Raw genomic sequence first — 23073 nt, forward strand, 5'->3', positions numbered from 1 at the left:
TTTAACCGGGGCTAATACTTTCAATTTAAAGCATGGCCGACAGCAAGGTGGCGGTGCCGAGAAAGGAAATAAACCCTGCCACATCGGTCACGGTGGTTAAAATAATGGACGAGGCGGTGGCTGGGTCTTGCCCTATTCGCACTAAAATCATCGGTACTAAGGCGCCCGCCAACCCAGCAGCGATCATAGAGCACACCATGGCGATGGCGATAACTAACGCCAGGCCAAAAGATTGGCTCCACACATATACGCCTAAACCACAGGTGATTGCCAGCACGCAGCCGTCGATCAAACCGACTTTCAGCTCTTTGGCTAGCACGATTTTCCATTGCAAACCGGTGACTTCTTTAAGTGCGAGGCCGCGCATGGTTACCGCTAAAGCCTGGGAGCCGGCGTTACCCGATTGGCCGGCGACTACCGGCAGCAGTATGGCCAGTGCGGTAAATTGCGCAATGGTAGCTTCAAATATGCCCACTACGGAAGCCGCTAAAAAGGCGGTAAGCAAATTAATATGCAGCCAAGGCAGGCGTTTTTTGACGGCAAACAGGGCTGGCGAAAGCGCCCGTTCATCAGCGCTGGCGCCCACCATGGTTTGGATGTTTACGGTTGCTTCATCTTCCGCCGCTTGAAACAGCGCCGCGTAGCGAACCACGCCAATCAATTTACGGTCGTGGTCAATAACGGGAATGGAGTCGGTGCGGTATAGGTCAAAGGTTTTGACTAGCTCCTCCCGCCTATCGGTTAACTGGGCTGTGCCTTCCACGGGGTTTAACAGGCTAGTAAGCAGTGTTTCGCCGGTAGATAGCGCCATATCCTGTAAGTCGACCCGGCCCGCTAGTTGGCCATTATCGTCGACAACATAGATGGATCGTGTGCGGCGGCGATTAGAGTCACGAACACGTTCTAGTGCCTCGTGTACTGTCATGTTGCTACGGTAATGGCCGTGTAGCCTGTCCATGTAATAACCGGCGGTATTCTCTGGGAATGCTAGCAGTTTGCGAATCTCGCTGGCGCTACCTTCCGATAGTGCGGCTAACAAGTCGTCGCGCTCTAACTCATTGAGGTTACGCAATATAGTTAAGGTGGTGCCTATGGATAAGCTGGCTATCAGTTCAAGTTGTAATGCCTGCGGTAGGGCGAGAAATCGCTCGCGTACATGGCCAGGATCTAGGCGTTCAAACAGTGGGCTTAGGCTAGCAACGGGTACCCCGCTAATGTCTAAGTGCTGGGTGTTGGCCTGTTCAATAAAGCGTGCGGCTTCCACCGGGTGGCGGAAAAAGTAATCGGCCTTAAGGGCATTAATCAGGTTCAACGCGGTTTCTCCCTACGGTGATTTCCATCAGGCTGGCGCAGACATCGATATAGCCGGTGGCAACTTCGCCTATTAATTCACCCAGTCCGAAATGCTCATCGATTAAACCATTGTGTGCTCTGACTAGCTGTTCAAAGCTTAACGCACCCAGTAAACGTGACTGGTTGTCGATAACGGGCAGCGCGCGAAATCGTGTCCACTGCGGTGCCGCTAGGGCAGCGGCAAAGGGGGTAATGCCGCTTAGGGCTTCGACATGCTGTAATACATCGGCAATAGTGCGGTCGGTATTTTTTTCCTGCAATAACACCATGCTTGAAACTATCCCCTGATATTCGCCGAACTCATTGATGACAAAGATGGGTTGCTCCTCAGTTACATCATTGTTAATCAATTGTTCGAGTACGACGCGACAGCGGTTGCTTAGCTCCACCCGCACAAAATCTGGGCTAGCGATGCCCGATAAGGTTTTCAATGAGTTGTGAAACAAGCGGCTTAGCTGTTCCTTATCATGCTCTAGGGCCTCCGCCAGTACCTGCTGTTGGAGGTCGCTGGCCATATGAGAGACCAAGGACGTCACATCCGCATAGTGGCCGGCTACTAGCATTGCCCCCAGCTTGCGCTGGCAGAGAGTGTGTAGCACCGCTGACAGTGGCCTGCTGGCTAACCTTGAGGCTACCGCGCAGGCGGTTTCGTCAGGCAGCGTTTGCAGTAGTGCAGCAACTTCTTCGGCGGGGTGATTATCCATACGGTCAGCCACATCCCCAGGGTGATGGCTGGCAAAATTAACCAGTAGGCTATCAACGTTCATGGGCTTACCACAGTGACGTCGAGTTCAAGAAAACGAGCAGACGGTATGTGGGTAACACCGGCTTCGGTTTCTAGTGCTACACCGGTAGCGGTGAACTCGATAATAATACCGCGAGCATCGCCAATTATAATGGTATCGCCCACGGCTAAGTGCGCTAGCCCGCGGCGCGCAAGCAGGTTAGCTACTAAGGTTTTTGAACCCAGTGCAAAGGCTAAGGAGAGGCCGCCTAGGCAAGAGGCTAGGATAATCACTATCACATTGGTGACAAAAGTGACGTCAATTTTCATTTGCTCTAGGCCGGTCATCACAGCAGTAATCACCACGATGAATTGTGCTAGGCGTGGTAACAATTTGCTTTGGCCTGGGTGTAGTAAGTTGCTGACTACGCTATAAACCAAAATCCCCAGTAAATAACCAGAGATAATAATAAAGCCGCCTAGCAAAATTTGCGGGATATAACCGAGAAATAAATCTAGCCATTCGGTGAGCGCGAAAATACCGAGAATGCGAATAGCAAGCAATAGGAAAAAAATCACAGTGGCGTAATAAACCACTCGTGAAATGATGCCTCGCGGTGTTGCCGTTGCTAATTGGTCGGCACGTAAAGGTGAGATTTTTCGTACAAATCTATCGAGTAGGTTTAGCAGTTTTTCAAACCATCTGGCTATAAAACCCGCGACGATAATTCCGCAGATAGCTACGCCTATCGCAATAAACTCAGGGTGTTGATTGAGGTAAGAGCTATTCATCAATATAGATTCCTAGTGGTTTAGAAATAAATTGCTTTTATAGTCAATACATAAACGCAGTGTGCGGGTAAATGTGCTTGCAGTATAGCGTAGTTGAATAGTCCGTATTTTGCTTAGATTAAGCGGCTATTATTAAATAAAAAATGGCGGTTGTTATCAATAGAGTGTGCTAATTAATAATATTACTAGTTAAAACATTACAATGCTTAGGGATATTAAGCATGGAAAAATACACGATTGAATCGCCTCTACGTCACTAGACACTCTTAACGTTACAGTGTATTTAAAGAGGAGGCCACTATGGCTGGGGAAAGATACACCGAAGAATTCAAGCTTGCTGCTGTTAAGCAGGTCACCGAAAAAGGCTACTCGATAGCGGATGTTGCCAAGCGCTTGTATAACTGGCGAGATCGTTATGGGGAAGGGGTCGCGGAGTATCAGGCTAAGTAGTCCTCCCATAAGGAGTTACACAGGCTCAAGGCCGAATTAAAACGGGTGACAGAGGCGCGCGATATTCTAAAAGAGGCCGCTATTTAATGACTTCCAAAATTACAATAAATGCAGCGTTTAGCGTTAGGCCTAATAAGGCGTTTATGCTGTTGCCCAGTTCAAAGGTAAAGCAGTTTCTTAAGTCGTAAAGTTGCGCCATCGAATGGCGCGTCCACTTTTCGCTTCCTCGAAGTCCCCTAGCGTACCGCGCTGCCGCCAGAATAAGCTATTCTTAAAAAATAACCGCCTATGGCACACGCGGATTAACAGCGGTAATGGCCCAGTTGCATGCATGAGCTATGCACCGGCATAGCCATGAAGTTTTAACTCTTTTAAGAGGGATACGGCATTATGTTGCAGGCAAGAGATGTAAAAACGGTGGCGGATGCAAAGCGTATCGTTGAGGAGCGCGGTTTAAGCCATGTCAAGGTAGGGCTGTTTGATATAGACGGCGTTATGCGTGGCAAGTATATGAGCAAGCAAAAATTTTTCTCGGCGCTGGATGATGGCTTTGCTTTTTGCGATGTGGTGTTGGGTTGGGATAGCAAAGATCAGTTATACGACAATGTTAGCTACACCGGTTGGGCCACGGGTTACCCCGATGCGCCGGTACGCATTTTGCCGAACAGTTGCCGTGATGTGGTTGATGAGCCCAAGCAACTTATCTTTATTGCTGAGTTTGCTGGTGCCGCCGAGCAGGTCTGCCCACGGGCGGCTTTGCGCAAGGTCATAGAAAAAGCTAAGGCTATGGGCTATGAGGCAATGGCTGCCTTGGAATATGAATTTTTCCTATTTGATGAAACTCCCGATAGCATACGTGAAAAAGGTTACCGCAATTTAAAACCGATAACGCCCGATTTTTTTGGCTATTCCATTATTCGCAACTCAGTGCATGCTGAGTTGTATCAGAAAATTTTGGCTATGGCGGAGTTGATGGATTTCCCCATAGAGGGCCTGCACACCGAAACCGGCCCCGGCGTTTTGGAAGCGGCTATTACATACGATGAGGCCGAGGCCGCCGGTGATAAGGCGGCCTTGTTTAAAACCTTTATGAAGGTGCTGGCGCAGCGCAATAATATGATGGCCACGTTTATGGCGAAGTGGTCTGGTGATTACCCCGGGCAAAGTGGTCATATCCATCTGTCATTAAAAAATATTGCCGATGGCAGTGCAGTTTTTTTTGATGACAATAATCCACATAATATGAGCGCTACTCAGCACCACTTTGTAGCTGGCCAGCAGCGGCTGATGCCTGAGCTGCTGGCTATGTTTGCACCCACCGTTAATAGTTATAGCCGTTTGATACCTGGGTTTTGGGCACCTACCGATGCTACCTGGGGGGTAGAGAACCGAACCACCGCGTTGCGGGTTATCCCCGGTAATAGCAAGTCGCAACGGGTGGAGCTGCGCTTGGGGGCGGCCGATGCCAACCCCTATTTAGCTATAGCTGCAGCGTTGGGTGCGGGCCTATACGGTATAGAACATAAGCTGGAGCCAGAGCCACAGGTAAAAGGCAATGCTTATGAACAAATCCATGCAGCCGAGTTGGCATTGCCTAAGACGCTATGGGAGGCGGCGCAAAAACTCAAACAATCCACGGCCGCGAAATTATTATTGGGTGAGCCGTTTGTTGAACATTTTGCAGCAACCCGCGAGTGGGAGGAGCGTGAGTTTAGGCGTCATATAAGTGATTGGGAGTTACAACGCTACTTCGAAATTATTTAAGCTTTAATCGTTGTCATTTTTGTTTTTAAATTGCCATTGCTTTGATTACATAGCCGTACCGGAGCCACTGATGAATGAATCACACTTTACCGCCAACTGGAATTACCCCACCGCCATACGCGCCGGGGTAGGTCGTATCAGCGAGCTGGCCGATGCCTGTCACAGCTTAGGCATCAAAGCACCTCTATTAGTGACCGACCCCGGGCTTGCCGATTTGCCTATGCTGCAGCAAAGCCTAGCGGCTTGTAGTAAGGCGGGTTTACGCTGTGGTTTGTTTAGCCGCATTAAAGGTAACCCAACGGCTAAAAATATTAGCGACGGTGTACTGGTTTTTAATGAGGGAAAACATGATGGGGTGATCGCTTTTGGCGGCGGCTCGGCTTTAGATGCAGGTAAGGCTATTGCGTTTATGTCGGGACAAAGCGTTGAACTGTGGGCCTTTGAGGATGTTGGGGATAACTGGAGTAAGGCTATTAGCCGTGGCATAGCCCCCATAGTGGCGGTGCCAACTACGGCGGGCACCGGCTCGGAGGTGGGGCGCGTTGCGGTCATTACCGATGAGGCCAAGCAATTAAAGAAACTTATTTTTCACCCCAAGATATTACCCAGCATAGTGATTTTAGATCCGCAATTAACCGTGGGCTTGCCATCCCAGCTAACCGCCGCTACGGGTATGGATGCCTTGTCGCATAACTTGGAAGCGTATTGCTCGCCTAGCTATCACCCCATGGCCGCGGGTGTGGCGGTTGAAGGCATGCGTTTAATCAAAAATTATTTACCGCTAGCGGTTGCCCAGGGGGATATTCTAGAGGCCAGAATGCAGATGCTGGTTGCCTCCACTTTAGGGGCCACCGCCTTTCAAAAAGGCTTGGGAGCTATGCATGCTTTGGCGCACCCCTTGGGGGCCTTATACGATGCCCACCACGGTATGTTAAATGCGATTTTGATGCCCTATGTGTTGCAAGCTAATCGGCCGGCGATAGAGCAAAAGATAATACGGTTGGCGCTTTATTTAGATTTGCCAGGGAGTTTTGCCGCCTTTTTGCAATGGGTGCTGGATTTGCGCCAGCAGGTGGGCATACCTGCAACCTTGGCTGGCATAGGCATTAACAGTACGCAGGCCGAGTTGCTTGGCAGCATGGCTGCCGAAGATCCTTCGGCGGGGAGTAACCCCGTTGCTTTTACTGCAGAGCAATATAGGCAGTTGTTTGTGCGGGCGGTAGAGGGTGTTTTGTAAGCCCGAATTTATTGCTGGTAAGTAGCGTTGTTGATGGGCTCCGGCTAGCACCGGCGTAACGACAGGCTGTGCTTGCGATCCGCGTAGTTATTAATTGTTTATTAACCCCGCAGTGCACAATATTGATTAATAGGCTTGCAATAATTCACGACGATAATCCGCTGCATTAACCTCCACAGCAAACTGCGTCAGCCAATTTTGTAAATCAACCTGCCACTGCTTGAGTTCTGGCAACACCAGTGTGTTGTCATCCAGCGTCCACAGCTGTTCGCAGCCTTGATAGTAATAGTGCAAAATTAATAGGGCGGAGGCATCGCCTTGTTCAGCAGCGCTGCGTATAGGCCGTAGCTTGCGGTTAATACGGTTGAGTTCTTGTTTTAAATCCCACACATAGCTGAGATCAGTTAAATAAGAGTGTCCTTTATAGTGGCGTAACAAACCTGTGACTATGATGGCCGCTAGGGCGACACCGCTGAAGTTCAGCCAAAAATTATCCCCTGAATTAGCCTCGCCCCATAGCGTTACTAATAGCGTCGAAAAGCTGAGAGCTAAAATCACCAACACAGTAACTAAAGCTATGCCTACGGTTTTGTAGCGTTGTTTGTACTGGGTTTTGTCTACGGGCTTAAACTGCACGCGGGTTCCTCATAGGGCTAGTGGTTTTGTGTGGACATTATAGCGGCTTAAGGGCTGCTTGCGTTTAATCATGCACCCAAACCCTAAGATATTACGTATAATCGCTAGCTTTAAACCACTATGGATGACGAGCTGGGCTATGCCCGTTACTTTACGCCCTTACCAACAGCAAGCCGTGGACGCCACGCTTAGCCATTTTCGCGCCAGCGATGAGGCGGCGGTGATTGTGTTGCCTACCGGTGCGGGTAAGAGTTTGGTGATTGCCGAGTTGGCGCGTTTAGCCAAACGCCGCATTTTGGTGCTGGCTCATGTTAAGGAACTGGTGGAGCAAAACCACAGCAAGTATGCCAACTATGGTTTTAAGGCCAGTATTTTTGCGGCGGGTCTTAAGCAAAAAGACGCAGATACGCAGGTAGTCTTTGGCAGCGTGCAGTCGGTGAGCCGTAACTTGGCTGCCTTTGATGATCATTTCTCGCTGGTGATTATTGACGAGTGCCATAGGGTGTCTTTGGATGCCGATTCCCAATATCAAACTATTATCAGCCACCTCAAAAGCTTTAACCCGCAGTTAAAAGTGTTGGGCCTAACGGCTACACCCTATCGCCTAGAGAGTGGTTGGATTTACCAGCAACACATCCCCCAAAATGCGGTTAAAAACACCGAGGCCTGCGCTTTTAAAGTGTGTATTTTTGAATTGCCGTTACGACAGATGATAAACGACCATTTTTTAACCCCTGTCACCCAGCAAGATGCCCCGGTAGCCTTATACGATTTTGAGCAGCTGCGCCCTAGCGGCCATCAGGGTTATTTTCAGCCCAGTGAGGCGGATGTAAACCGGGTATTAAAAGGGGCGAAACGCGCCACTAAGCGCATTATCGCGCAAATCGTAGACCAGGCCAGCGATAGAAAAGGGGGGATGATTTTTGCGGCGACGGTGACTCATGCCCGCGAGATTATGGGCTACCTGCCCAGCGATTGTAGCGCGTTGATTGTTGGCGATATGAGCCTGCGCGCCCGCGATAGTGTGATTAACGCGTTTAAAGCGCAGCAGATAAAATTTTTAGTCAATGTATCAGTGTTGACTACCGGTTTTGACGCGCCACATGTGGATTTAATTGCCATTTTACGGCCCACCGAATCGGTAGGCTTATATCAACAAATTATAGGCCGTGGCCTGCGCTTAAGCCCGGGTAAACAAGACTGCTTGGTGTTGGATTATGCTGGCAACCCCCATGATTTATTTAGGCCAGAAATAGGCCAGGCCAAACCCGATAGCAATGCGGTGGCGGTAGACGTGCCTTGCCCGGTTTGCCAGCACCGCAATCAATTTTGGGGTTTGGTGGATAGTGATGGTGACTTGGTAGAGCACTATGGCCGGCGTTGCCAGGGCTTAGTTGTTGTGAGTGCTCAGCCAGAACTAGAACTAGAACTAGAACAAAAACAAGAGCTAGAACAAGGAAAAAACCAACAACAGCCGCAAAAAAAACAACAATGCGACTTTCGCTATCGCTTTAAAGAATGCCCTAACTGTAATGGCGAAAATGATATAGCCGCGCGGGTATGCAGCCACTGTGAGTATTTGTTGGTAGACCCTGATAATCAATTAAAAGCAGCTTTGCAATTACGCGATGCCAAGGTGTTACGCTGCAGCGGTATGAGTTTTAGCCAGGCGAAAAGCGCCAAGGGCCAGCCGCGTTTAAAAGTCACTTACCACGATGAAGAGGGCGCCGAGCTGGCCGAGTATTTTGGCTTTGATACGGCGGCGCAGCGGGGCGCTTTTTATCACCAATTTTGCAAGCAGCATTTAAAAGATCGCCAGCAAAACGTTAATACCGATACGGTAGACGCCTTACTTCAACAGAGCCACCTTTTTAGGGCGCCAGACTTTGTGATAGGCCGCCAGCAAAAACGCTATTGGGTGGTGCGTGAAAAAATATTTGATTATCAGGGCCGCTATCGGCTGGCTAATGCCTTGGCATAGCCGTTATGTGCTTCTGCAAACAGCCGCGCGGTGGGCTTAGCCATGGCTAGTGAGCGATTTTTGTGAATCCTTGTGTGGCGATAAATGGTATTCTTAGCGGCTATCTGCCACCTGTCTTTTTATCGAGACTTATCCGGATTTATCCGGACTTAGCGAGACCTGTCATGACATTCACACAATTGGGTTTATCTGCCCCTATATTACAAGCTGTTACCGAGCAGGGTTACACCACGCCTACGGCTATACAGGCGCAGGCTATACCAGCGGTATTGGCAGGTAGAGATGTATTGGCTACGGCGCAAACGGGCACCGGCAAAACGGCTAGCTTTGTGTTGCCACTGCTGGAAGCGCTGGCGGGTGAGCGTAAGCGACGGGCTAAGCGCCTGCGTGTCTTAGTATTAGTGCCTACCCGTGAGCTGGCTATGCAGGTGGCGGCGAATATTAATGTGTATGGCAAGCATGTAGACGTAAAAACCATGACCCTATTTGGCGGTGTTGATGAGCAACCGCAAAAGCAGCAATTAATAGATGGCGTAGATATAGTAGTGGCCACGCCGGGCCGCTTATTGGATATGGCGCACCAGCGCGCTCTGTATTTTGATGAGCTGGAAGTGTTGGTGTTAGACGAAGCCGATCGCATGTTAGATATGGGCTTTATCGCCGACATCAATAAGATTATTGCGCGTTTGCCTGAGCGCAGGCAAAACCTGCTGTTTTCTGCCACCTTATCCGATGAGGTGAGGATGTTAGCGAAAACGGCCATCCATAACCCAGTGGAAATCAGCTTAACGCCTGACGAAGCTATCACTGCCCAAATTACGCAGTGGTTGGTGAGTGTCGATAAGGATAAAAAATCTGCGCTACTCAGCCATTTACTGACCGAGCATAGTTGGACCCAAACCTTAATATTTATACGTACTAAACACGGTGCGGCTAAATTAGTGAGCCAGTTGGAGAAGCGCGGTGTTAAAGCCGAATCTATACACAGCGGCCGCAGCCAAGCTATGCGCACCCAGCTATTAGCGGATTTTAAGGCGAGTAAAATAACCGTGTTAGTGGCCACCGGTGTGGCCGCCCGTGGTATCGATATAGACGAGCTGCAATGCGTGGTGAACTACGACTTGCCCGATGATGCCGACGATTATATACACCGCATAGGCCGCACCGGCAGGGCTGGCGCCAGCGGTGAGGCGCTGTCTTTAGTTTCTAGGGATGATTTTAAACGGCTGTGCGCGATAGAGCGCAGATTAGGGCAGATTATTACACGCAAAGTGATTGCGGGTTTTGAACCGTTGAAGGACTTGCCTGCGTCTAACTTACAGTTCGAGTCAAAAAAGAGCGAGCCAAAAAGAAGGGTACAAGCAAAGAGTGCGCAAGAAAAGAATACGCAAAAAAATAGCCGTTCAGAAAGAGCTCCACAGAAAAAGAATATGCAAACAAGCGTGAGGAAGCCCATTAATAAAGCGGCATATAACTCGCATGAAAACAGGAATACGCCAGCAGTACCAAAGCCCGTTGATAAGCCTGTTCAAACTAATGAGCTGGCTGTTGATAGCGAACCTAAACCTAAGCGCAGGCCATTAACCGGTATGAAAAGTACCGGTTGGGGTAAGAAAAAATAATAGAGTTGTAAGGCGCAAACTTGCAGATGCGAGTTAAAGTCCCTTTCGTCATGCCGGGCCTCGACCCGGTATCCATAAACGAATATTTCTAGCCAGACGTTAGTGAGTGATAAGATTTTATTACTTTATTGATCAGTACCCTGCGTCATCACTCAGCTAACTACGCATGGATACCGGCTCAAGGCCGGTATGACAAGGTGGAGTGTATGGCAATAGTTAGTCTGCTAAGAAATGTTGGGAAAAACTTAATAGCCTATTAAGACTTTTTATCGAACTGTGACTTATAGATTACTTGTAGGGAATAAAGCGTCCTTCCTTCATACCGGGCCTCGACCCGGTATCCATAAACGAATATTTCTAGCCAGACGTTAGTTAGTGATAAGATTTTATTACTTTATTGATCAGTACCCTGCGTCATCACTCAGTTAACTACGCATGGATACCGGCTCAAGGCCGGTATGACGAGTTGGAGTGTATGGCAATAGTTAGTCTGCTAATAAATGTTGGGAAAAACTTAATAGCCTAATCAGACTTTTTATCGAACTGTGACTTATAGATTACTTGTAGGGAATAAAGCGTCCTTCCGTCATACCGGGCCTCGACCCGGTATCCATAAACGAATATTTCTAGCCAGACGTTAGTTAGTGATAAGATTTTATTACTTTATTGATCAGTACCCTGCGTCATCACTCAGCTAACTACACATGGATACCGGCTCAAGGCCGGTATGACGAGTTGGGGATGTGTTTCAATAACGAATAGTGGGCAGTCCGCTACAACAGTTAGACTGCCAAAAAAATATTGAAAAACCTTGCAAGTAAAGATACCAATATTAAGCTTTCACTTGCCACTTGCCACTTGCCACTTGCCACTTGCCACTTGCCACTTGCCACTTGCCACTTGCCACTTGCCACTTGCCACTTGCCACTTGCGCGTTATTTTTTCGGCAACTGAAACTCTATATGAAAAGTTGTACCCACATCGACATCAGAGGTGACGAAAATATGCCCCTGATGATGTTCTACAATAATAAATTGTGAAAACGACAGGCGATTTTCGGCTTCGGTGCTTTTGGGGTTTATTCTATCGTGATAGAAGGGCTCAAAAATCTCGTGCTGTTCTTTTGCAGTTAGGCCTAAGCCATTGTGTTGAATTTTTAGCCACAGTGAGTCATAGCAGGTCAGTAATTGAATTTTGATAGTAGGGCTGTCATCTTTATTGCTACTGGCTATGGCGTGGCAGGCATGGCGAAATAAGCTGAGAAAAACTTGTTGTAATTCGGTTTTATAGCAGGGTATGGCTGGCAGCTCGTCCTGATAGTCTTTAATGATGTTGATATCTTTAAAGTGCAAGCCGGAAGGGTCTGAGAAGGCATTGCCTGCTAGCTCCAGGGTGTGATCTATTAATTCGGTTAGGCTTTCTGGCCTTTTCTTGCGGTCATTACTGTGGGCAAAGTCTAATAGGTTACGTATGATTTGCGAGGCCTGATTGGCTCTTGTTACGGCGTCATCTAAGGTGGCGGCGATCTCGGGATCATTAGAATGTATGGTTTGCTGTATGCTTTTTAAATCTCTAAATATGGCTTGCAGCGGGGTATCTATATCGTGAGCCATGGAGGCGGCTAGTTCACCCATGGATGACATCTTATCTCTTTGTATAAGTTTATTTTCGGCTATAGAGCGCAGAGTGACATTGTCTATTAAGATTACAACGCCCGCTTCTGTGTGATCTTTAAGTGGGTAAATGGTGATGTCAAAATAATACTGGCCACGTTGGTTGTGTTTGAGGGTGGCGGGTTTTTGCTCGGTAATGACTTCTTCTATTTGTTGCTGTGACAGCGTGACGGCGGGGTAGGCCGCCCACAAGTTTTTGCCTAGTACTTTATCGGCGCTAATGCCGGTGGTTTCTTCGGCGCAGTGGTTCCATTGGGTGATGTGCATTTGGCTGTCTAGCCCTATTAACATAGAGGGCATGGAACTTAAAATATTCTTGATGTAGGTTTCTGAAGCCAGTAACTGTTTGCTGGCCTCAGCTAGGTTAACGGTTCGTTCCTGTACCCGCTGCTCTAATACAGCACGTATATCGTTAAGCTGGCGGTTGGCTTTTTTAGTTTTGCGACTGCTAAAAAATAGGCTAATGGCGGTGCAGGACAGTAGTATAATCAACACGCCGCTGGAAAAGTTGGCGATATATTGCCAGTTGGTGCGGCCATCTTCTTTAAAATAGCTAATAGGGCTAGCGTAGGCGCCTAGGCTTAAGGTAGTGAAAGCCAAAAGTAAGAGGGTGTAAATTCGGCGTAGGTGGGTTTTCATTGCGGTTCGGTTGTCAGTCATAGGTCTACTGCGGTAACTCTATAAGGTATAGGTGTAATAATAGGGCATTGCTAGCGACCTGTTCCACCTGGGTTTGTTAGCTAAGCTGCTATTGTATAATGGTATGGCCGTGATTAGGCAGTGACTTTTGACATTAATACTGTGTTGGGTCGCTAAGCTAATGTTTATAAATCTATAGTGAGTATGAGTTTATGTCATCTATTAATGTGACTTGCCCGGGCTGTAATAGCAAAAACCGTTTGCCCGAGCAGCGCTTGGCCGATAAGCCCAAGTGCGGTAAGTGTAAACAGCCTCTGTTTATAGGCAAGGCCGCTACGCTGAGCTCAGCCAATGTGGCAGCTATGCTCAATCATAATGATATTCCGGTATTGGTGGATTGCTGGGCGCCTTGGTGCGGGCCCTGCAAGAGCTTTGCGCCCGTATTTGAGCAGGCCGCCGCCGCACTAGAGCCCAAACTACGCTTAGCTAAATTAAATACTGAGCAGCAACAGGCTATAGCGACAAGGTGGCAGATACGCTCTATACCCACGCTGATACTGTTTAAGGGGGGTAAAGAGCATGCGCGGCTGTCGGGTGCGCTGTCATTGTCGCAGCTTAAGCAGTGGTTGGCGCAGCAGGGTGTGGTTTAGCCGCTGCTAGGTCGGTGATATTGAATTTAGCCAGCGCAGCTTAGTGTCGATTGATTGAAGATTGTACACTGTGGTTTCTGTGTTACTGACTATGCCGGTCTAGGTGTAAGGGCTCTTTGCTGGCAAATACAATAATAAATCATGGAGATGGATAATGAGGTATCTGTTATTACTGTCATCACTGCTGCTAACGGCTTGTTCAGTAACTAATCAAGTACCCATGGCGGCTTATCAGCAGGGTTTAGCAAAATTACCCCCTATTACTGTTTTTTTAAAACAGCCTGATGATGACTTTCGCAAGGCTTGTGAAGATTTTGACAGGGGTTCTGTGCTGGATCATTGTGATTTAAACCATGTCAGTCTTGAAAAATTTTATAGTGTGTTAAAAAGCGCTGATGTTTTTGAAGATGTGTTGTATGCCAATAAGGAAGTAGGCTATCAGTTGGTGCTGTCTACGGCACGTTATCACGATGAGGATGCCGAAGAGCTGGGCAGTGCGGTGACGGCAGGGTTGACCCTAATGATTGCGCCTATGATTATGACGCAGCATATTAAAGTGGATGCAGGGATATACTGGTATGGCTACGAGCTGGGCAATTTTGACTATGACCTGCCTATAGAGCTTAGACTTTCCGTATTAAATACCCAGCAAGATATAGAGGGTGATATAGCCAAGAGTATAAGCTCCCACTTGCTACACGATATACAGCAAGGTGATTACTTTAGTGCTGGGTATTTAGCCCACGTTTTAGACTCTAATAATTATGAAGTCGAATTACAAACACCTGAAGTGGCGAATAATTACCTGCGCGATGGCATCGCTTACTACCACCACCCTTATCAGGGAGCCCAAGTCAGGTATATACACAAGAGTAATGATATGGACTATATCGATGTGTTTGTGTATCCCGTTAGGTCGCCTTACTGGCAGCAAGATATTGTGGGCCTGTTAGAGAAAGAGGCGGCTAATATCAGGAAAAACATAGTACTGACTCACCAGCAGTTAGAGTTTAGCGACACTGATTTTAGCCCTGATCAACTTAGACATTTACCGCTAGCGAATAGCAACGTTGAAGTGCTGTATTTTGAAAATGAATATATAGACTTAGTACAAAACACCAATGCCTCTAAGACCTATGTGGTGCTGCTAAATGACAAGTTTGTGAAGGTGCGCCATACAGCTATCAAAGGCTATGATGATAAAAAAGAAGTTGATGCTTTTGTGACGCGGTTAATTAATGAGGTGAGCGTGCCTGAGGAATCCGTATTTATGGCTAATATGCGCAAACAATGGCGTGACAATAGTCGTTTGTAGCTGAGTAACCCTCATTGCGGCTTGCTAAACCCTATTACGCTTTACCCCAAGGCCAGTAATCGGGCACCACAAAGCAGCGTTGCTGCTCTTGCCAGCGCTGTGTCTGTTGTTGCATCTGTGCTAATAGTAAAGGGCGTTGTTTTTGGCTTTTGTGCTGCGGGTTTATGGTGTTAGTAAAATAATCGTTGATAGATTGCGCCATAGCCTCGCTGTTTAAAGGCGCTGGGCTGTGCTCTTGGTATAGCACAGCGGGGGACAGCCACAGTGGTTTGTCCAGTTCTAGCCAGTGGCTGTTAGCTTGTTGCTTGAGTAATTTGATAAAGTCCCGCTGGTAATACCATAGCCCTCGTAAATGTTGTGAGTGGCTGTGTACGGGCGTGGCTAATGCGCTATGGGCAGGGTAAAAGAGATAGCCTTGTAATTGTAAGCGGCTGTGCAGCTGTTGCGCTGGGATGCCCTGCTGTTGTAAGGCGGCGATGCCCGGTGTCGTGCGGGATAGTGGTAGTTGATGATCGCGCAAGCGGTGTAGTTTTTTGTCTAGCCTATCGTTGCAGTTGGGGCCTAGCCATTGCTGCCAGTGGCTATTCGCTTCGTTATCTTTTTCGCTAAGGCCTAAATAAAATTTTACCGCCACTTCTATATGGTATAGCCCGGTTGCGCTTTGGCCTATCAGGTCGTACTCGCCAAAGGTTTTACCGTTATCGCTCACTTGTAGGTTTTTACAGCGTAATTGCCGGCCGGGGTAGTGCTGCCAAATGTAGGCACATAGCGCTTCGTAATAAATACCTAAGCGTGGGCTTTTGAGTTGGCTGAGGTATTGGTTGAGCTGCTGTGGTTGCTGGTCCTGTGCGCTTAGCCAGCTTAATAAGGCGCTGTCGTTTTGTAGGCCTGTTACTATGTCGGCCTTGCTGCCGGGTAATGCGTTTAGCAGTGGCGGGCTAAAACAAACCCAGGCTAAATCTCTAACGGCTTGATGCTGTAGTGTCGGCAGTTTGCCCATAGTTGAAAGTGATGGCGCTGGTTTAGAGGAATGCATGGCCCCTAATGATAGGGGCTGATGCTGCAATACACCATAGTCAACAGCAGGATTAGTGTCGGCAGGCTTATTAATTTACTCTCAGTGCTGTGGCGGGCTTGGGGGCTTGTGGTTTTGCCTCAATGGGTAACATGACGTGTACTAAAGGGGTGTTGCCCCACATAACATAAGGGCCCCCGACATAGGGGTTACGGGGTAGTTCGGCGAGTGCGGTTTTATCCGGCATTAATAGCATGATGTGCGGGCCTTCTTGTACCCACACGCCGCCATCATTGGGGTCGGTTGCTGCTGGGTTGTCGTTATTAACCAAGGCATCGCCGGCCAGCATATAAGAGACGCCTATCACTTGGGTTGAAAATGGCGCGCCGTTTTTGGCCGACTTCATCCATGCCATCCAAACCTTGTCATTACACATAGGGTGTTTGTCGCCGGGGATTAAGCCTACACCCGGTAGGCACACCCAGCCGTTGCTGCCTTGTCGTAATATACTGCCATCCACATCCATGATGGTGGCCTGCTGGCTTATGTCTGCGGGGGCGGCGCTCATGGCGCGGGCAATTTTACTGGCCGCTGTTTCCTTGTCGTCGGCCTGGCTTAAGGGGCTAAATCCGCAGAGTGTTATAGCGGCGATAGCGAGTAGTTGTGGTGTCTGTTGATAGCTTTTCATTATGCGGCTCCTTTGCTGGTTGTTTGAATATTAATATTGCAGCGAAATAGGTTGTCCGGGTCTACCTGCGCTTTTATTTTTTCTAGCCGTGCTTTGTTGGCGCCATAGGGGCCTACTTTGCGGGGCTCATTATTTTCGGGAACAAAATTAACGTAGACGCTGCCGGTGGCATATTCCTCGGCATGTACATGCTGCTCGCGCACCCAGCTAATACATCGTTCATCTAACGCGGCAGATGGCCAGCGCCCGTGTATGTTCATGGTGTAGCAGCTTGAGCGGTGGGGATAGGCCATGGCGTCGGGGGCGACTCGGCCAGCGGCACCGCCTAATTGGGCGACAAATATTTCACAATCGTCAGAAGGGAGGCTAAGTGCGGCAGCGCTAATCATGTCGATTAGACCGTCGGGTAGCTGTAAGAAATCACTGGATTTCCAATAATTATGTGCGCCTGCTGTGAGTAGTGGGTCGAAGGCCGCTTGCCAGCCGGTATAAGGGTGTGGCGCTACGGCATCGGCCAGAGGCTGCCCCAGTTGCCGCAAGGGCGCTAGTGCTTGTTCGCCACTAGCGAGATCACCGCAATAACTCATCGCTAAAATAAGTACCGGTTGGCCGTGGTGGCGCTGGTCTAGGAAGGGGAAGGGCGGCGCTTTGCGCACCACAAACCAGCAGGAGGCCTGGTCGGGTAGTTGAGGGGCTATCTCTCTATAGTTTTTAAGCACCTCTTGGGCTTGCTCAATGGGGAAGATGACGGGGCCGCTTAATAACATGGGGCCTACTGGATGTAGCTGAAACTCAAACCGGGTCACTATGCCAAAATTACCACTGCCGCCGCGTATAGCCCAAAAGAGCTCGGGGTTTTGTTGCTCTGAGAGGTGTAGAAATTCACCGTCGGCGGTAACAATGTCAGCCGATAATATATTGTCTACGGTGTGGCCAAAGGCACGGCTGAGCCAGCCATAGCCGCCGCCCAGCGCTAAGCCACCTACGCCGGTGGTTGAGTTAATCCCCAGGGGTACGGCGAGGCCGTGGCATTGGGTTTCGTGGTCGACATCCCCCAGCAGCGCGCCACCTTCTACCAAGGCGCGTTGATTTTGCGGGTCTACCTGGACGCTGCGCATGGCGCTGAGGTCTATCATTAAACCGCCCTCGCACACCGCGCTGCCACCAATATTGTGACCGCCGCCTTTAACCGATAGTAGTAGCTTATGTTGCTTGGCAAAGCGCACGGCGGTGATGACATCGGCACAGCCGCTACAGCGGACTATCAGTGCCGGGCGTTTGTCTATCATGCCATTCCAGACTTGCCGGGCTTGTTGATAATCGGCGTGGGCTGGACTGAGTAGTTCGCCGCGTAAGGCACTTGCCAGCGGGTCTAGTTCAGGTTGGGCTATGGTTATAGTGCTGTTATCTAATTGCTTGATTATCGTGTTCACGGTTAAGCCTCCTTATCGATAGTTGCTTGAGGCTATGCCTGAACGTATTGCGGGTCTAGTTCAGGAAGTGTACTGGTAGGTACAGATGTAGTACTGGTTGTGGGCAGTACAAAGTTTGTACTATCGGTGCGGCTTGGTGTTACATTGCTTGGGCGAACGTAACTTGATTACTAAGGAGTACATCATGAGCTCAAAAGTACGTTATGGGCAATATTGCCCGTTAGCCATGTCGGCTGAATTCTTATGTAATCGTTGGACTGTGTTGATTTTTCGCGAGCTTTTGTTTGGTTCCAGCGCGTTCAACGATATTTGCCGGGGCGTGCCGCGTATGTCGCGCACTTTACTCTCTAACCGGCTCAAAGAGCTGGTTGAGATTGGACTTATTACTCATCAAAAAAAACATGTGGGGGGTAGTGCCGAGTATTTATTAACCGATGCGGGCAAGGCCTTGGAGACGGTGGTGTTTAGCATGGCGCAGTGGGGGCAGGAGTGGCTGAATATAGAGCCGTCAGTAGAGGATGTGGATGTGGATTTACTGATGTGGGATATACGTCGCAATACTAAGCCCTTAGCCGAATTGCCTAGCCCGTTTATCGTACATTTCTTCTTAACCGATGTGCCTGATAATAAAAGTGAGCATTGGTTGGTCTATGAAGACGGTGAGGTTGATCTATGCCACGTTGATCAGGATTTCGCCAGTGATGTGATTATAGAGGTGGCAGTAAAAAAATTAACTAAGGTGTGGATGGGGTGGGAAGATTTTGAAGCGGCGAAAAAAAACGGCAGCCTAAAGTTGAAAGGCCCAAAAAAATATACCGATATTGCACTGTCTTGGCTAGGGCAAAGTAGTGTGGCCCATATTAAAAAGCAGGCTAGGGAGCTACGTGTTTAGTGGACTTAATATTTTTCTCATAAAAAGTGGATTGCCACCGCTATTTTTTAGTACACTTATTGCGCTTTAATAGCAGTAACAGCTTTTAGATAATAATAATTAGCAAGCTATAGCTGCTAGCGTCTGGGAAGTAGTTTCTTATCAATCTCATTAGTCACAAACACGCAGTGTTTAAAAATCGCATGGAGTCGTAGCGTGCATAAAATTTGTTTATGGTTATTCGTGGTATCTAGCCCAGCTTTTAGCGCCGAGTTTTATCAATGTAAGGATGCAAAAGACAGGCCCATCTTTAGTCAAACCCCTTGTGAAGTCGGCGCGAAAAAGCAGTATGTCAATGAGACTGGTCTTAAAGGTGAGGCCGAGTTAAAAAGGTTGGCAGATAGTAAAAGAATGGATGAAATTAAGCGCAAATTAATTCCCGAACAATATCGCAATATTATGGCTTTGCGAGAGCAAAGGAATAATGCGCTAAGCTCTGACATAGCGAGTGCTGAACAAGCAGCGATTAGCCAACGTTATGAACAAAGAATTGATGAGGCTAGGATAACAGTTAAGCAGTTAGAGCAAGAACTGAGCATGCTAAGCGATTAGTTACGGGTATTTTTGTTGGCGGCATACATATCTAGTAGCGCTATATAAACATCTTTTTCTTTATCGCTTAATTGCTGCCAAAAACTCAGCGCTTTTAAATCACGGGGGTTTATCGCGCGGTGTAAAAAAGCCGGCTCTATGCCTAGTGCCTGAAATATGGCCATCATTTTTTCAAAAGAAATATCTTCACCTGACTTGGCCTTGCTAATAGTGCGGCGGGTAAGTTGGGTGATACGCGCTAATTCAGAGTCACTAATGCCCTTCATGTAGCTGCGTATTAATTTCCCTCTAGCGCTGTTTGCCACGGTTTTGCCTTCGTTTTTAACGATCCGATAAGTCAAAGCTATACCTTAGCTATAGCTAAAGATACACCGCTATTCAACTTAGGCATTTATAGATTCGCTATACTGGTGGCTGTCGGTGGTTAGTTTAGCTCGCTGACCACTGAGCGGGGTCGGTTACTAAGATTTTTGTTGTTACGCTATAGGTAATAAATTATAGGTTGATATAACAGAGTTGTATTTGTTTCAAGAATGTTATATCGCCTGCGCGTATTGTGCGCAAGTTTATGGTCTATAGGGTTGTATGTGAGCAGTGTCGGCTCAAATTTCTTTTTGAAATCAAAAAAATGTTGCTCATGCTCTTTTCATCTATTAGTTTGCCCTCAGTTTGTTCTTCTGCTTACGGTTTTAGGCCTAATAGGGAAGAATGTGCCGCTAACTTTACTGTGTTTGAGCCAGCGTGCGCGTATTGCAAGACCTATGATATTTGTGAACGGCTGGATATGACTGCTGTTTTTATAATGATGAGTAAATAATATGTTGGTATTAACGAGACGGGTTGGCGAAACCTTGATTATTGGTGATGATGTTAAAATCACGGTATTGGCGAGTAAAGGTAATCAGGTTCGTATTGGTATTACCGCCCCTAAAGACGTAGAAGTGCATCGTGAAGAGATTTATGAGCGCATACACGGCACGGCAACCAAACCCCAAGGTGATGAAGAGAGTGAGTAAGCTAAGCGCCCGATAAGCGACGCTAGCTTATGCCTGAATCATAATTCAGTTTTTATATATTGGGCAGCTTAAAACGGGATATCATCGTCAAAGCTAGAATTGTTTTGCGGCACAAAGCCCGCAGCTTCATAGCTGGCCAGCGGCGGGGCTTGCTGATCCATAGACGTATTCAGGCTTTCAACCTTCCAGGCTTGTAAGCTGGTAAAGCACTTTTCAGGGTTGCCATTGCCCGACCACAGGCGCCCCGATAGGTTAAACTGCGCTTTTATTTCATCGCCTATTTGGTAGGCATCCATTAGCGCGCATTTATCTTTTATAAGCTCTAGGGCTACGTGATTAGGGTAGGTGCTGTTTTCACCTTCGCCAGTGAGCTTTAATACAAACTCACGCTTGGTAAATCCATTGCTGCCGTATTCAGTGGTTGCACCTATAGAATGGATTAAACCTTGGATTTCAAAACTTGTAGACATGGTAGGTTCCTGCAAAATAAGTGGCGCGATAGTAGCACCTTTATAAAGGCTTATTAAGCGCTGTTATTAATAAATTAGAGAGCTAGGCAGGCAATTATAAAATGTCTAAATTTGTGGCCTAGGCCCCCCATTTTAATGGGCTTATTACCGCATGGTCTAGCGTATAGTTGTTTATAGCTTGGGTGTTTAGCTAGTCATCGCCTGATGTTAGTGCTGCTGTAGCGGTGAAATTTGGCTAAGCACCGTTAATTAATCTATAGTTTTGCTTGTTTATTGCACAAGAGGGTGTTTGAAGTATTGGTTGCCAGCGCATTTCAGCGTATGATGGGCAACTTTATTGTTCACGCTTTAGCCATTTTATGGCTATGACTCCACTGCCACAGTAGTTGGCTTGGTGCTAGGGAGTTGTGACAAAGACTTATCCGAGTATCGTCTGATGCTCTTTAAGCTAACTTAAGGCGCCTTGTGGCGGCTTGATATAGGAAGCTTTAAACGCTTATATCGTTTTTGAATTCTGTAAAAATGGATTGCCCTTTGATAGCTAGGTCGTGTTAATGCCTAAGCATTCTTCTATAGCCTTGGCTATTTTGTTTGCTAGCGGCTGGACGCTGCTTAGCCTATACCAGCGTGATGCTAATGGCGGTGCCAATTAGCATGATGATATCTCGCTAAAACAAAGACGTAATAATAGATTGCTTTCACAATGATAAATAATGAGGTGTAAAACTGATTACTGCAGTTAAGAAGTGGTTTCGCGATAAAGAGTATGGTTTTCTCGATAATGGCGAAGGCCCGGATATCATGGTTCGCAAGGCTGACTTGCTGAATTGCCAGTTTTTAAAAGTGGGTGTGCAGGTTGAGTTTGAGTGCCATCCAGGTAAAACAGGGTTAATCGCCAAAAAGGTCAAATTGAAGAAAGAGACCGGCGGCAATCCAAATGGTGGCAACGGTCAGGGGCATGATAATCGTGGTAACAAGCAGCCTTTTCGCTTTGGCGTCATGCGATAACGTGCTAGCTGCGGCCAGGCCTTTGTTTCTATACCCTGTAGGGTAAAACTGCTATGATGCGCCGTCCAGCCGCCTGTGTTATTCAGCCAGCGCGCTGGGCTATTCTATTATTGATCCATTTACTGACTTACCTATTCCTTAGGCATTACTTATTTTATTAGGCAAACACCATGAGCAAAGAAGTTGTTAGAAGCCGTCGTCTTCGTAAAAAATTGTACTTAGATGAATTCGCTATTTTAGGCTTTGAATTTACCTGCACTATCAATACCGAATCAGATGCTGATTACGAACAGTTCTTTGATAGCTTCGCAGATGTCGTTGAAGGCCGTGATTTATTTGTAAGCCTTGACGGTGAGCACGACAAATTAACCGGTTTTGTTTCTTCCGGCGGCCGCTATAGCTCTGCCACCGAAGAAGATAGAAAAGCCATAGAAGAGGCATTGAACTCTTATAGCATTATGAGCGATGTCACTATCGGCCAGTTGGTTGACGCCTGCTACGAAGCGTAAGCTGTGTTTTGATATCAATGGTCTAATACCAATATTCTAATACGTTGATCTGAAATAGCCCAAGCCATAATAATAACAAGGGCTATAAAACACGCTTGGTCTGTTCGCTATGCTAATACGCAAATACTTGGGCCATTATCCCCCGCACATTATTCAACAGGTTGAATCCTTGCTCGCGCAGGGTCGCTTGGCTGATTTTTTATTAAAGCGTTACCCCTCAGTTCATGAGCTGAACAACAACCAGCAATTACGCAGCTATGTGCAGGATTTAAAAAACCGCTATTTAAAAAAGTCCTCGCCGCTAAGCAAGGTGATTTACGATGACAACTTACATGTATTGCACAACGCCTTAGGTATGCACAGCAGTGTTTCGCGGGTGCAGGGCAACAAGCTGAAACGTAAAAATGAAATTCGCATTAGCGCCGTATTTAAAAAAGTGCCAGAGCCTTTTTTAACGATGATAGCGGTACATGAATTGGCTCATTTAAAAGAGTCCGAGCACAATAAAGCTTTTTACCGCCTCTGTAGCTATATGCTGCCTGATTATCAACAACTAGAATTTGATGCTCGCTTGTATTTAGTGCAGCTAGAAGCAAACGGCCCCATTTATTAAGG

22 protein-coding genes and 1 pseudogene are annotated in these 23073 nt (G+C 47.6%); 13 read left to right on the forward strand and 10 right to left on the reverse strand.

What is annotated here, in order from left to right; translation table 11 throughout:
* Positions 1 to 25: 25 nt before the first annotated feature.
* From B067_RS0108535 to B067_RS0108545, 3 genes are read right to left on the reverse strand one after another with little or no spacing between them, the layout of a single operon-like run.
* Positions 26 to 1312: a magnesium transporter gene (locus B067_RS0108535; protein WP_019529660.1), complete on the reverse strand. Its 1287-nt coding sequence runs from the start codon at positions 1310 to 1312 to the stop codon at positions 26 to 28.
* Positions 1299 to 2120, reverse strand: a complete 822-nt coding sequence (locus B067_RS0108540; RefSeq protein WP_019529661.1) for a magnesium transporter MgtE N-terminal domain-containing protein — start codon at positions 2118 to 2120, stop codon at positions 1299 to 1301. The genes B067_RS0108535 and B067_RS0108540 overlap by 14 nt, the downstream gene beginning before the upstream one ends.
* Positions 2117 to 2869 (reverse strand): mechanosensitive ion channel family protein, encoded by a 753-nt coding sequence (locus B067_RS0108545; protein WP_019529662.1) that lies wholly within the window; start codon positions 2867 to 2869, stop codon positions 2117 to 2119. The genes B067_RS0108540 and B067_RS0108545 overlap by 4 nt, the downstream gene beginning before the upstream one ends.
* Positions 2870 to 3169: 300 nt before the next feature.
* Here B067_RS0108545 and B067_RS19980 point away from each other — a divergent pair.
* The 3 genes and pseudogenes from B067_RS19980 to B067_RS0108565 form a co-directional block, all read left to right on the forward strand.
* Positions 3170 to 3394: pseudogene (locus tag B067_RS19980) on the forward strand (transposase); the annotation flags it as partial.
* Positions 3395 to 3709: 315 nt separating this feature from the next.
* Positions 3710 to 5083: a glutamine synthetase family protein gene (locus tag B067_RS0108560; RefSeq protein ID WP_019529665.1), complete on the forward strand. Its 1374-nt coding sequence runs from the start codon at positions 3710 to 3712 to the stop codon at positions 5081 to 5083.
* 70 nt (positions 5084 to 5153) lie between these two features.
* Positions 5154 to 6320, forward strand: a complete 1167-nt coding sequence (locus B067_RS0108565) for an iron-containing alcohol dehydrogenase (RefSeq protein WP_019529666.1) — start codon at positions 5154 to 5156, stop codon at positions 6318 to 6320.
* Between the two features lie 126 nt (positions 6321 to 6446).
* On the opposite strand, the gene B067_RS0108570 is transcribed toward B067_RS0108565, so the two are convergent.
* Positions 6447 to 6956 carry a DUF3087 family protein gene (locus B067_RS0108570; RefSeq protein WP_019529667.1) on the reverse strand — a complete coding sequence of 170 codons (510 nt, stop codon included), beginning with the start codon at positions 6954 to 6956 and terminating at the stop codon, positions 6447 to 6449.
* A 139-nt stretch (positions 6957 to 7095) separates the two neighbouring features.
* On the opposite strand from B067_RS0108570, the gene B067_RS0108575 reads away from it, so the two are divergent.
* Together B067_RS0108575 and B067_RS0108580 are read left to right on the forward strand one after the other, a co-directional pair.
* Positions 7096 to 8937, forward strand: a complete 1842-nt coding sequence (locus B067_RS0108575; protein ID WP_026244532.1) for a DEAD/DEAH box helicase — start codon at positions 7096 to 7098, stop codon at positions 8935 to 8937.
* A gap of 164 nt (positions 8938 to 9101) precedes the next feature.
* Positions 9102 to 10559, forward strand: a complete 1458-nt coding sequence (locus B067_RS0108580) for a DEAD/DEAH box helicase (protein ID WP_019529669.1) — start codon at positions 9102 to 9104, stop codon at positions 10557 to 10559.
* Positions 10560 to 11494: 935 nt separating this feature from the next.
* On the opposite strand, the gene B067_RS0108585 is transcribed toward B067_RS0108580, so the two are convergent.
* Positions 11495 to 12892, reverse strand: a complete 1398-nt coding sequence (locus tag B067_RS0108585; RefSeq protein ID WP_240472843.1) for a two-component system sensor histidine kinase NtrB — start codon at positions 12890 to 12892, stop codon at positions 11495 to 11497.
* 191 nt (positions 12893 to 13083) lie between these two features.
* On the opposite strand from B067_RS0108585, the gene trxC reads away from it, so the two are divergent.
* The gene (trxC, locus tag B067_RS0108590) at positions 13084 to 13521 is read left to right on the forward strand and encodes a thioredoxin TrxC (RefSeq protein WP_019529671.1); all 438 of its coding nucleotides are present in this window, start codon (positions 13084 to 13086) and stop codon (positions 13519 to 13521) included.
* A gap of 154 nt (positions 13522 to 13675) precedes the next feature.
* Positions 13676 to 14836, forward strand: coding sequence for a hypothetical protein (locus B067_RS0108595; protein ID WP_156820797.1), 1161 nt, complete (start codon positions 13676 to 13678; stop codon positions 14834 to 14836).
* Positions 14837 to 14870: 34 nt separating this feature from the next.
* Here B067_RS0108595 and B067_RS0108600 read toward each other — a convergent pair whose 3' ends face one another.
* The 3 genes from B067_RS0108600 to B067_RS0108610 all read right to left on the reverse strand — a co-directional run bounded on the left by B067_RS0108600 (position 14871) and on the right by B067_RS0108610 (position 17972).
* On the reverse strand, positions 14871 to 15872 hold the full coding sequence (locus B067_RS0108600) for a DUF1853 family protein (protein ID WP_083921388.1): 1002 nt from the start codon (positions 15870 to 15872) through the stop codon (positions 14871 to 14873).
* 70 nt (positions 15873 to 15942) lie between these two features.
* Positions 15943 to 16539 (reverse strand): hypothetical protein, encoded by a 597-nt coding sequence (locus tag B067_RS0108605; protein WP_019529674.1) that lies wholly within the window; start codon positions 16537 to 16539, stop codon positions 15943 to 15945.
* Positions 16539 to 17972 (reverse strand): FAD-binding oxidoreductase, encoded by a 1434-nt coding sequence (locus tag B067_RS0108610; protein ID WP_019529675.1) that lies wholly within the window; start codon positions 17970 to 17972, stop codon positions 16539 to 16541. The genes B067_RS0108605 and B067_RS0108610 overlap by 1 nt, the downstream gene beginning before the upstream one ends.
* Before the next feature lie 184 nt (positions 17973 to 18156).
* Here B067_RS0108610 and B067_RS0108615 point away from each other — a divergent pair, with 184 nt between their 5' ends.
* Entirely contained in the window at positions 18157 to 18864 is a 708-nt protein-coding gene (locus B067_RS0108615) for a winged helix-turn-helix transcriptional regulator (protein ID WP_205619958.1), read from the forward strand.
* Between the two features lie 195 nt (positions 18865 to 19059).
* Complete coding sequence (locus tag B067_RS0108620) at positions 19060 to 19455, forward strand: DUF4124 domain-containing protein (protein ID WP_156820798.1); 396 nt, start codon at positions 19060 to 19062, stop codon at positions 19453 to 19455.
* On the opposite strand, the gene B067_RS0108625 is transcribed toward B067_RS0108620, so the two are convergent.
* Complete coding sequence (locus B067_RS0108625; RefSeq protein WP_019529678.1) at positions 19452 to 19796, reverse strand: helix-turn-helix domain-containing protein; 345 nt, start codon at positions 19794 to 19796, stop codon at positions 19452 to 19454. The two genes, B067_RS0108620 and B067_RS0108625, sit on opposite strands and share 4 nt — an antisense overlap.
* A gap of 477 nt (positions 19797 to 20273) precedes the next feature.
* Between B067_RS0108625 and csrA the strand changes: the two genes are divergently transcribed.
* Positions 20274 to 20471 (forward strand): carbon storage regulator CsrA, encoded by a 198-nt coding sequence (gene csrA, locus B067_RS0108630; protein ID WP_019529679.1) that lies wholly within the window; start codon positions 20274 to 20276, stop codon positions 20469 to 20471.
* A gap of 68 nt (positions 20472 to 20539) precedes the next feature.
* Here csrA and B067_RS0108635 read toward each other — a convergent pair whose 3' ends face one another.
* On the reverse strand, positions 20540 to 20941 hold the full coding sequence (locus B067_RS0108635) for a DUF3127 domain-containing protein (RefSeq protein WP_019529680.1): 402 nt from the start codon (positions 20939 to 20941) through the stop codon (positions 20540 to 20542).
* Positions 20942 to 21742: 801 nt separating this feature from the next.
* On the opposite strand from B067_RS0108635, the gene B067_RS0108650 reads away from it, so the two are divergent.
* The 3 genes from B067_RS0108650 to B067_RS0108660 all read left to right on the forward strand — a co-directional run bounded on the left by B067_RS0108650 (position 21743) and on the right by B067_RS0108660 (position 23071).
* The gene (locus tag B067_RS0108650) at positions 21743 to 21949 is read left to right on the forward strand and encodes a hypothetical protein (RefSeq protein WP_019529682.1); all 207 of its coding nucleotides are present in this window, start codon (positions 21743 to 21745) and stop codon (positions 21947 to 21949) included.
* A gap of 170 nt (positions 21950 to 22119) precedes the next feature.
* The gene (locus B067_RS0108655) at positions 22120 to 22458 is read left to right on the forward strand and encodes a 50S ribosome-binding protein YggL (protein WP_019529683.1); all 339 of its coding nucleotides are present in this window, start codon (positions 22120 to 22122) and stop codon (positions 22456 to 22458) included.
* A 109-nt stretch (positions 22459 to 22567) separates the two neighbouring features.
* Positions 22568 to 23071: a M48 metallopeptidase family protein gene (locus B067_RS0108660; RefSeq protein WP_019529684.1), complete on the forward strand. Its 504-nt coding sequence runs from the start codon at positions 22568 to 22570 to the stop codon at positions 23069 to 23071.
* Positions 23072 to 23073 lie beyond the last annotated feature (2 nt).

It is taken from the genome of Dasania marina DSM 21967 (assembly GCF_000373485.1).
Classification (GTDB): domain Bacteria; phylum Pseudomonadota; class Gammaproteobacteria; order Pseudomonadales; family Dasaniaceae; genus Dasania; species Dasania marina.

Bases quoted from the DNA above. Each gene is read 5' to 3' on its own strand.
- B067_RS0108585 (WP_240472843.1), bottom strand. From the start codon at position 12,892: ATGACTGACAACCGAACCGCAATGAAAACCCACCTACGCCGAATTTAC.
- B067_RS0108575 (WP_026244532.1), top strand. From the start codon at position 7,096: ATGCCCGTTACTTTACGCCCTTACCAACAGCAAGCCGTGGACGCCACG.
- B067_RS0108660 (WP_019529684.1), top strand. From the start codon at position 22,568: ATGCTAATACGCAAATACTTGGGCCATTATCCCCCGCACATTATTCAA.
- B067_RS0108580 (WP_019529669.1), top strand. From the start codon at position 9,102: ATGACATTCACACAATTGGGTTTATCTGCCCCTATATTACAAGCTGTT.
- B067_RS0108615 (WP_205619958.1), top strand. From the start codon at position 18,157: ATGAGCTCAAAAGTACGTTATGGGCAATATTGCCCGTTAGCCATGTCG.
- B067_RS0108565 (WP_019529666.1), top strand. From the start codon at position 5,154: ATGAATGAATCACACTTTACCGCCAACTGGAATTACCCCACCGCCATA.
- B067_RS0108600 (WP_083921388.1), bottom strand. From the start codon at position 15,872: ATGCATTCCTCTAAACCAGCGCCATCACTTTCAACTATGGGCAAACTG.
- B067_RS0108635 (WP_019529680.1), bottom strand. From the start codon at position 20,941: ATGTCTACAAGTTTTGAAATCCAAGGTTTAATCCATTCTATAGGTGCA.
- trxC (WP_019529671.1), top strand. From the start codon at position 13,084: ATGTCATCTATTAATGTGACTTGCCCGGGCTGTAATAGCAAAAACCGT.
- B067_RS0108540 (WP_019529661.1), bottom strand. From the start codon at position 2,120: ATGAACGTTGATAGCCTACTGGTTAATTTTGCCAGCCATCACCCTGGG.
- B067_RS0108655 (WP_019529683.1), top strand. From the start codon at position 22,120: ATGAGCAAAGAAGTTGTTAGAAGCCGTCGTCTTCGTAAAAAATTGTAC.
- B067_RS0108650 (WP_019529682.1), top strand. From the start codon at position 21,743: ATGGTTCGCAAGGCTGACTTGCTGAATTGCCAGTTTTTAAAAGTGGGT.
- B067_RS0108595 (WP_156820797.1), top strand. From the start codon at position 13,676: ATGAGGTATCTGTTATTACTGTCATCACTGCTGCTAACGGCTTGTTCA.
- B067_RS0108545 (WP_019529662.1), bottom strand. From the start codon at position 2,869: ATGAATAGCTCTTACCTCAATCAACACCCTGAGTTTATTGCGATAGGC.
- B067_RS0108605 (WP_019529674.1), bottom strand. From the start codon at position 16,539: ATGAAAAGCTATCAACAGACACCACAACTACTCGCTATCGCCGCTATA.
- B067_RS0108560 (WP_019529665.1), top strand. From the start codon at position 3,710: ATGTTGCAGGCAAGAGATGTAAAAACGGTGGCGGATGCAAAGCGTATC.
- csrA (WP_019529679.1), top strand. From the start codon at position 20,274: ATGTTGGTATTAACGAGACGGGTTGGCGAAACCTTGATTATTGGTGAT.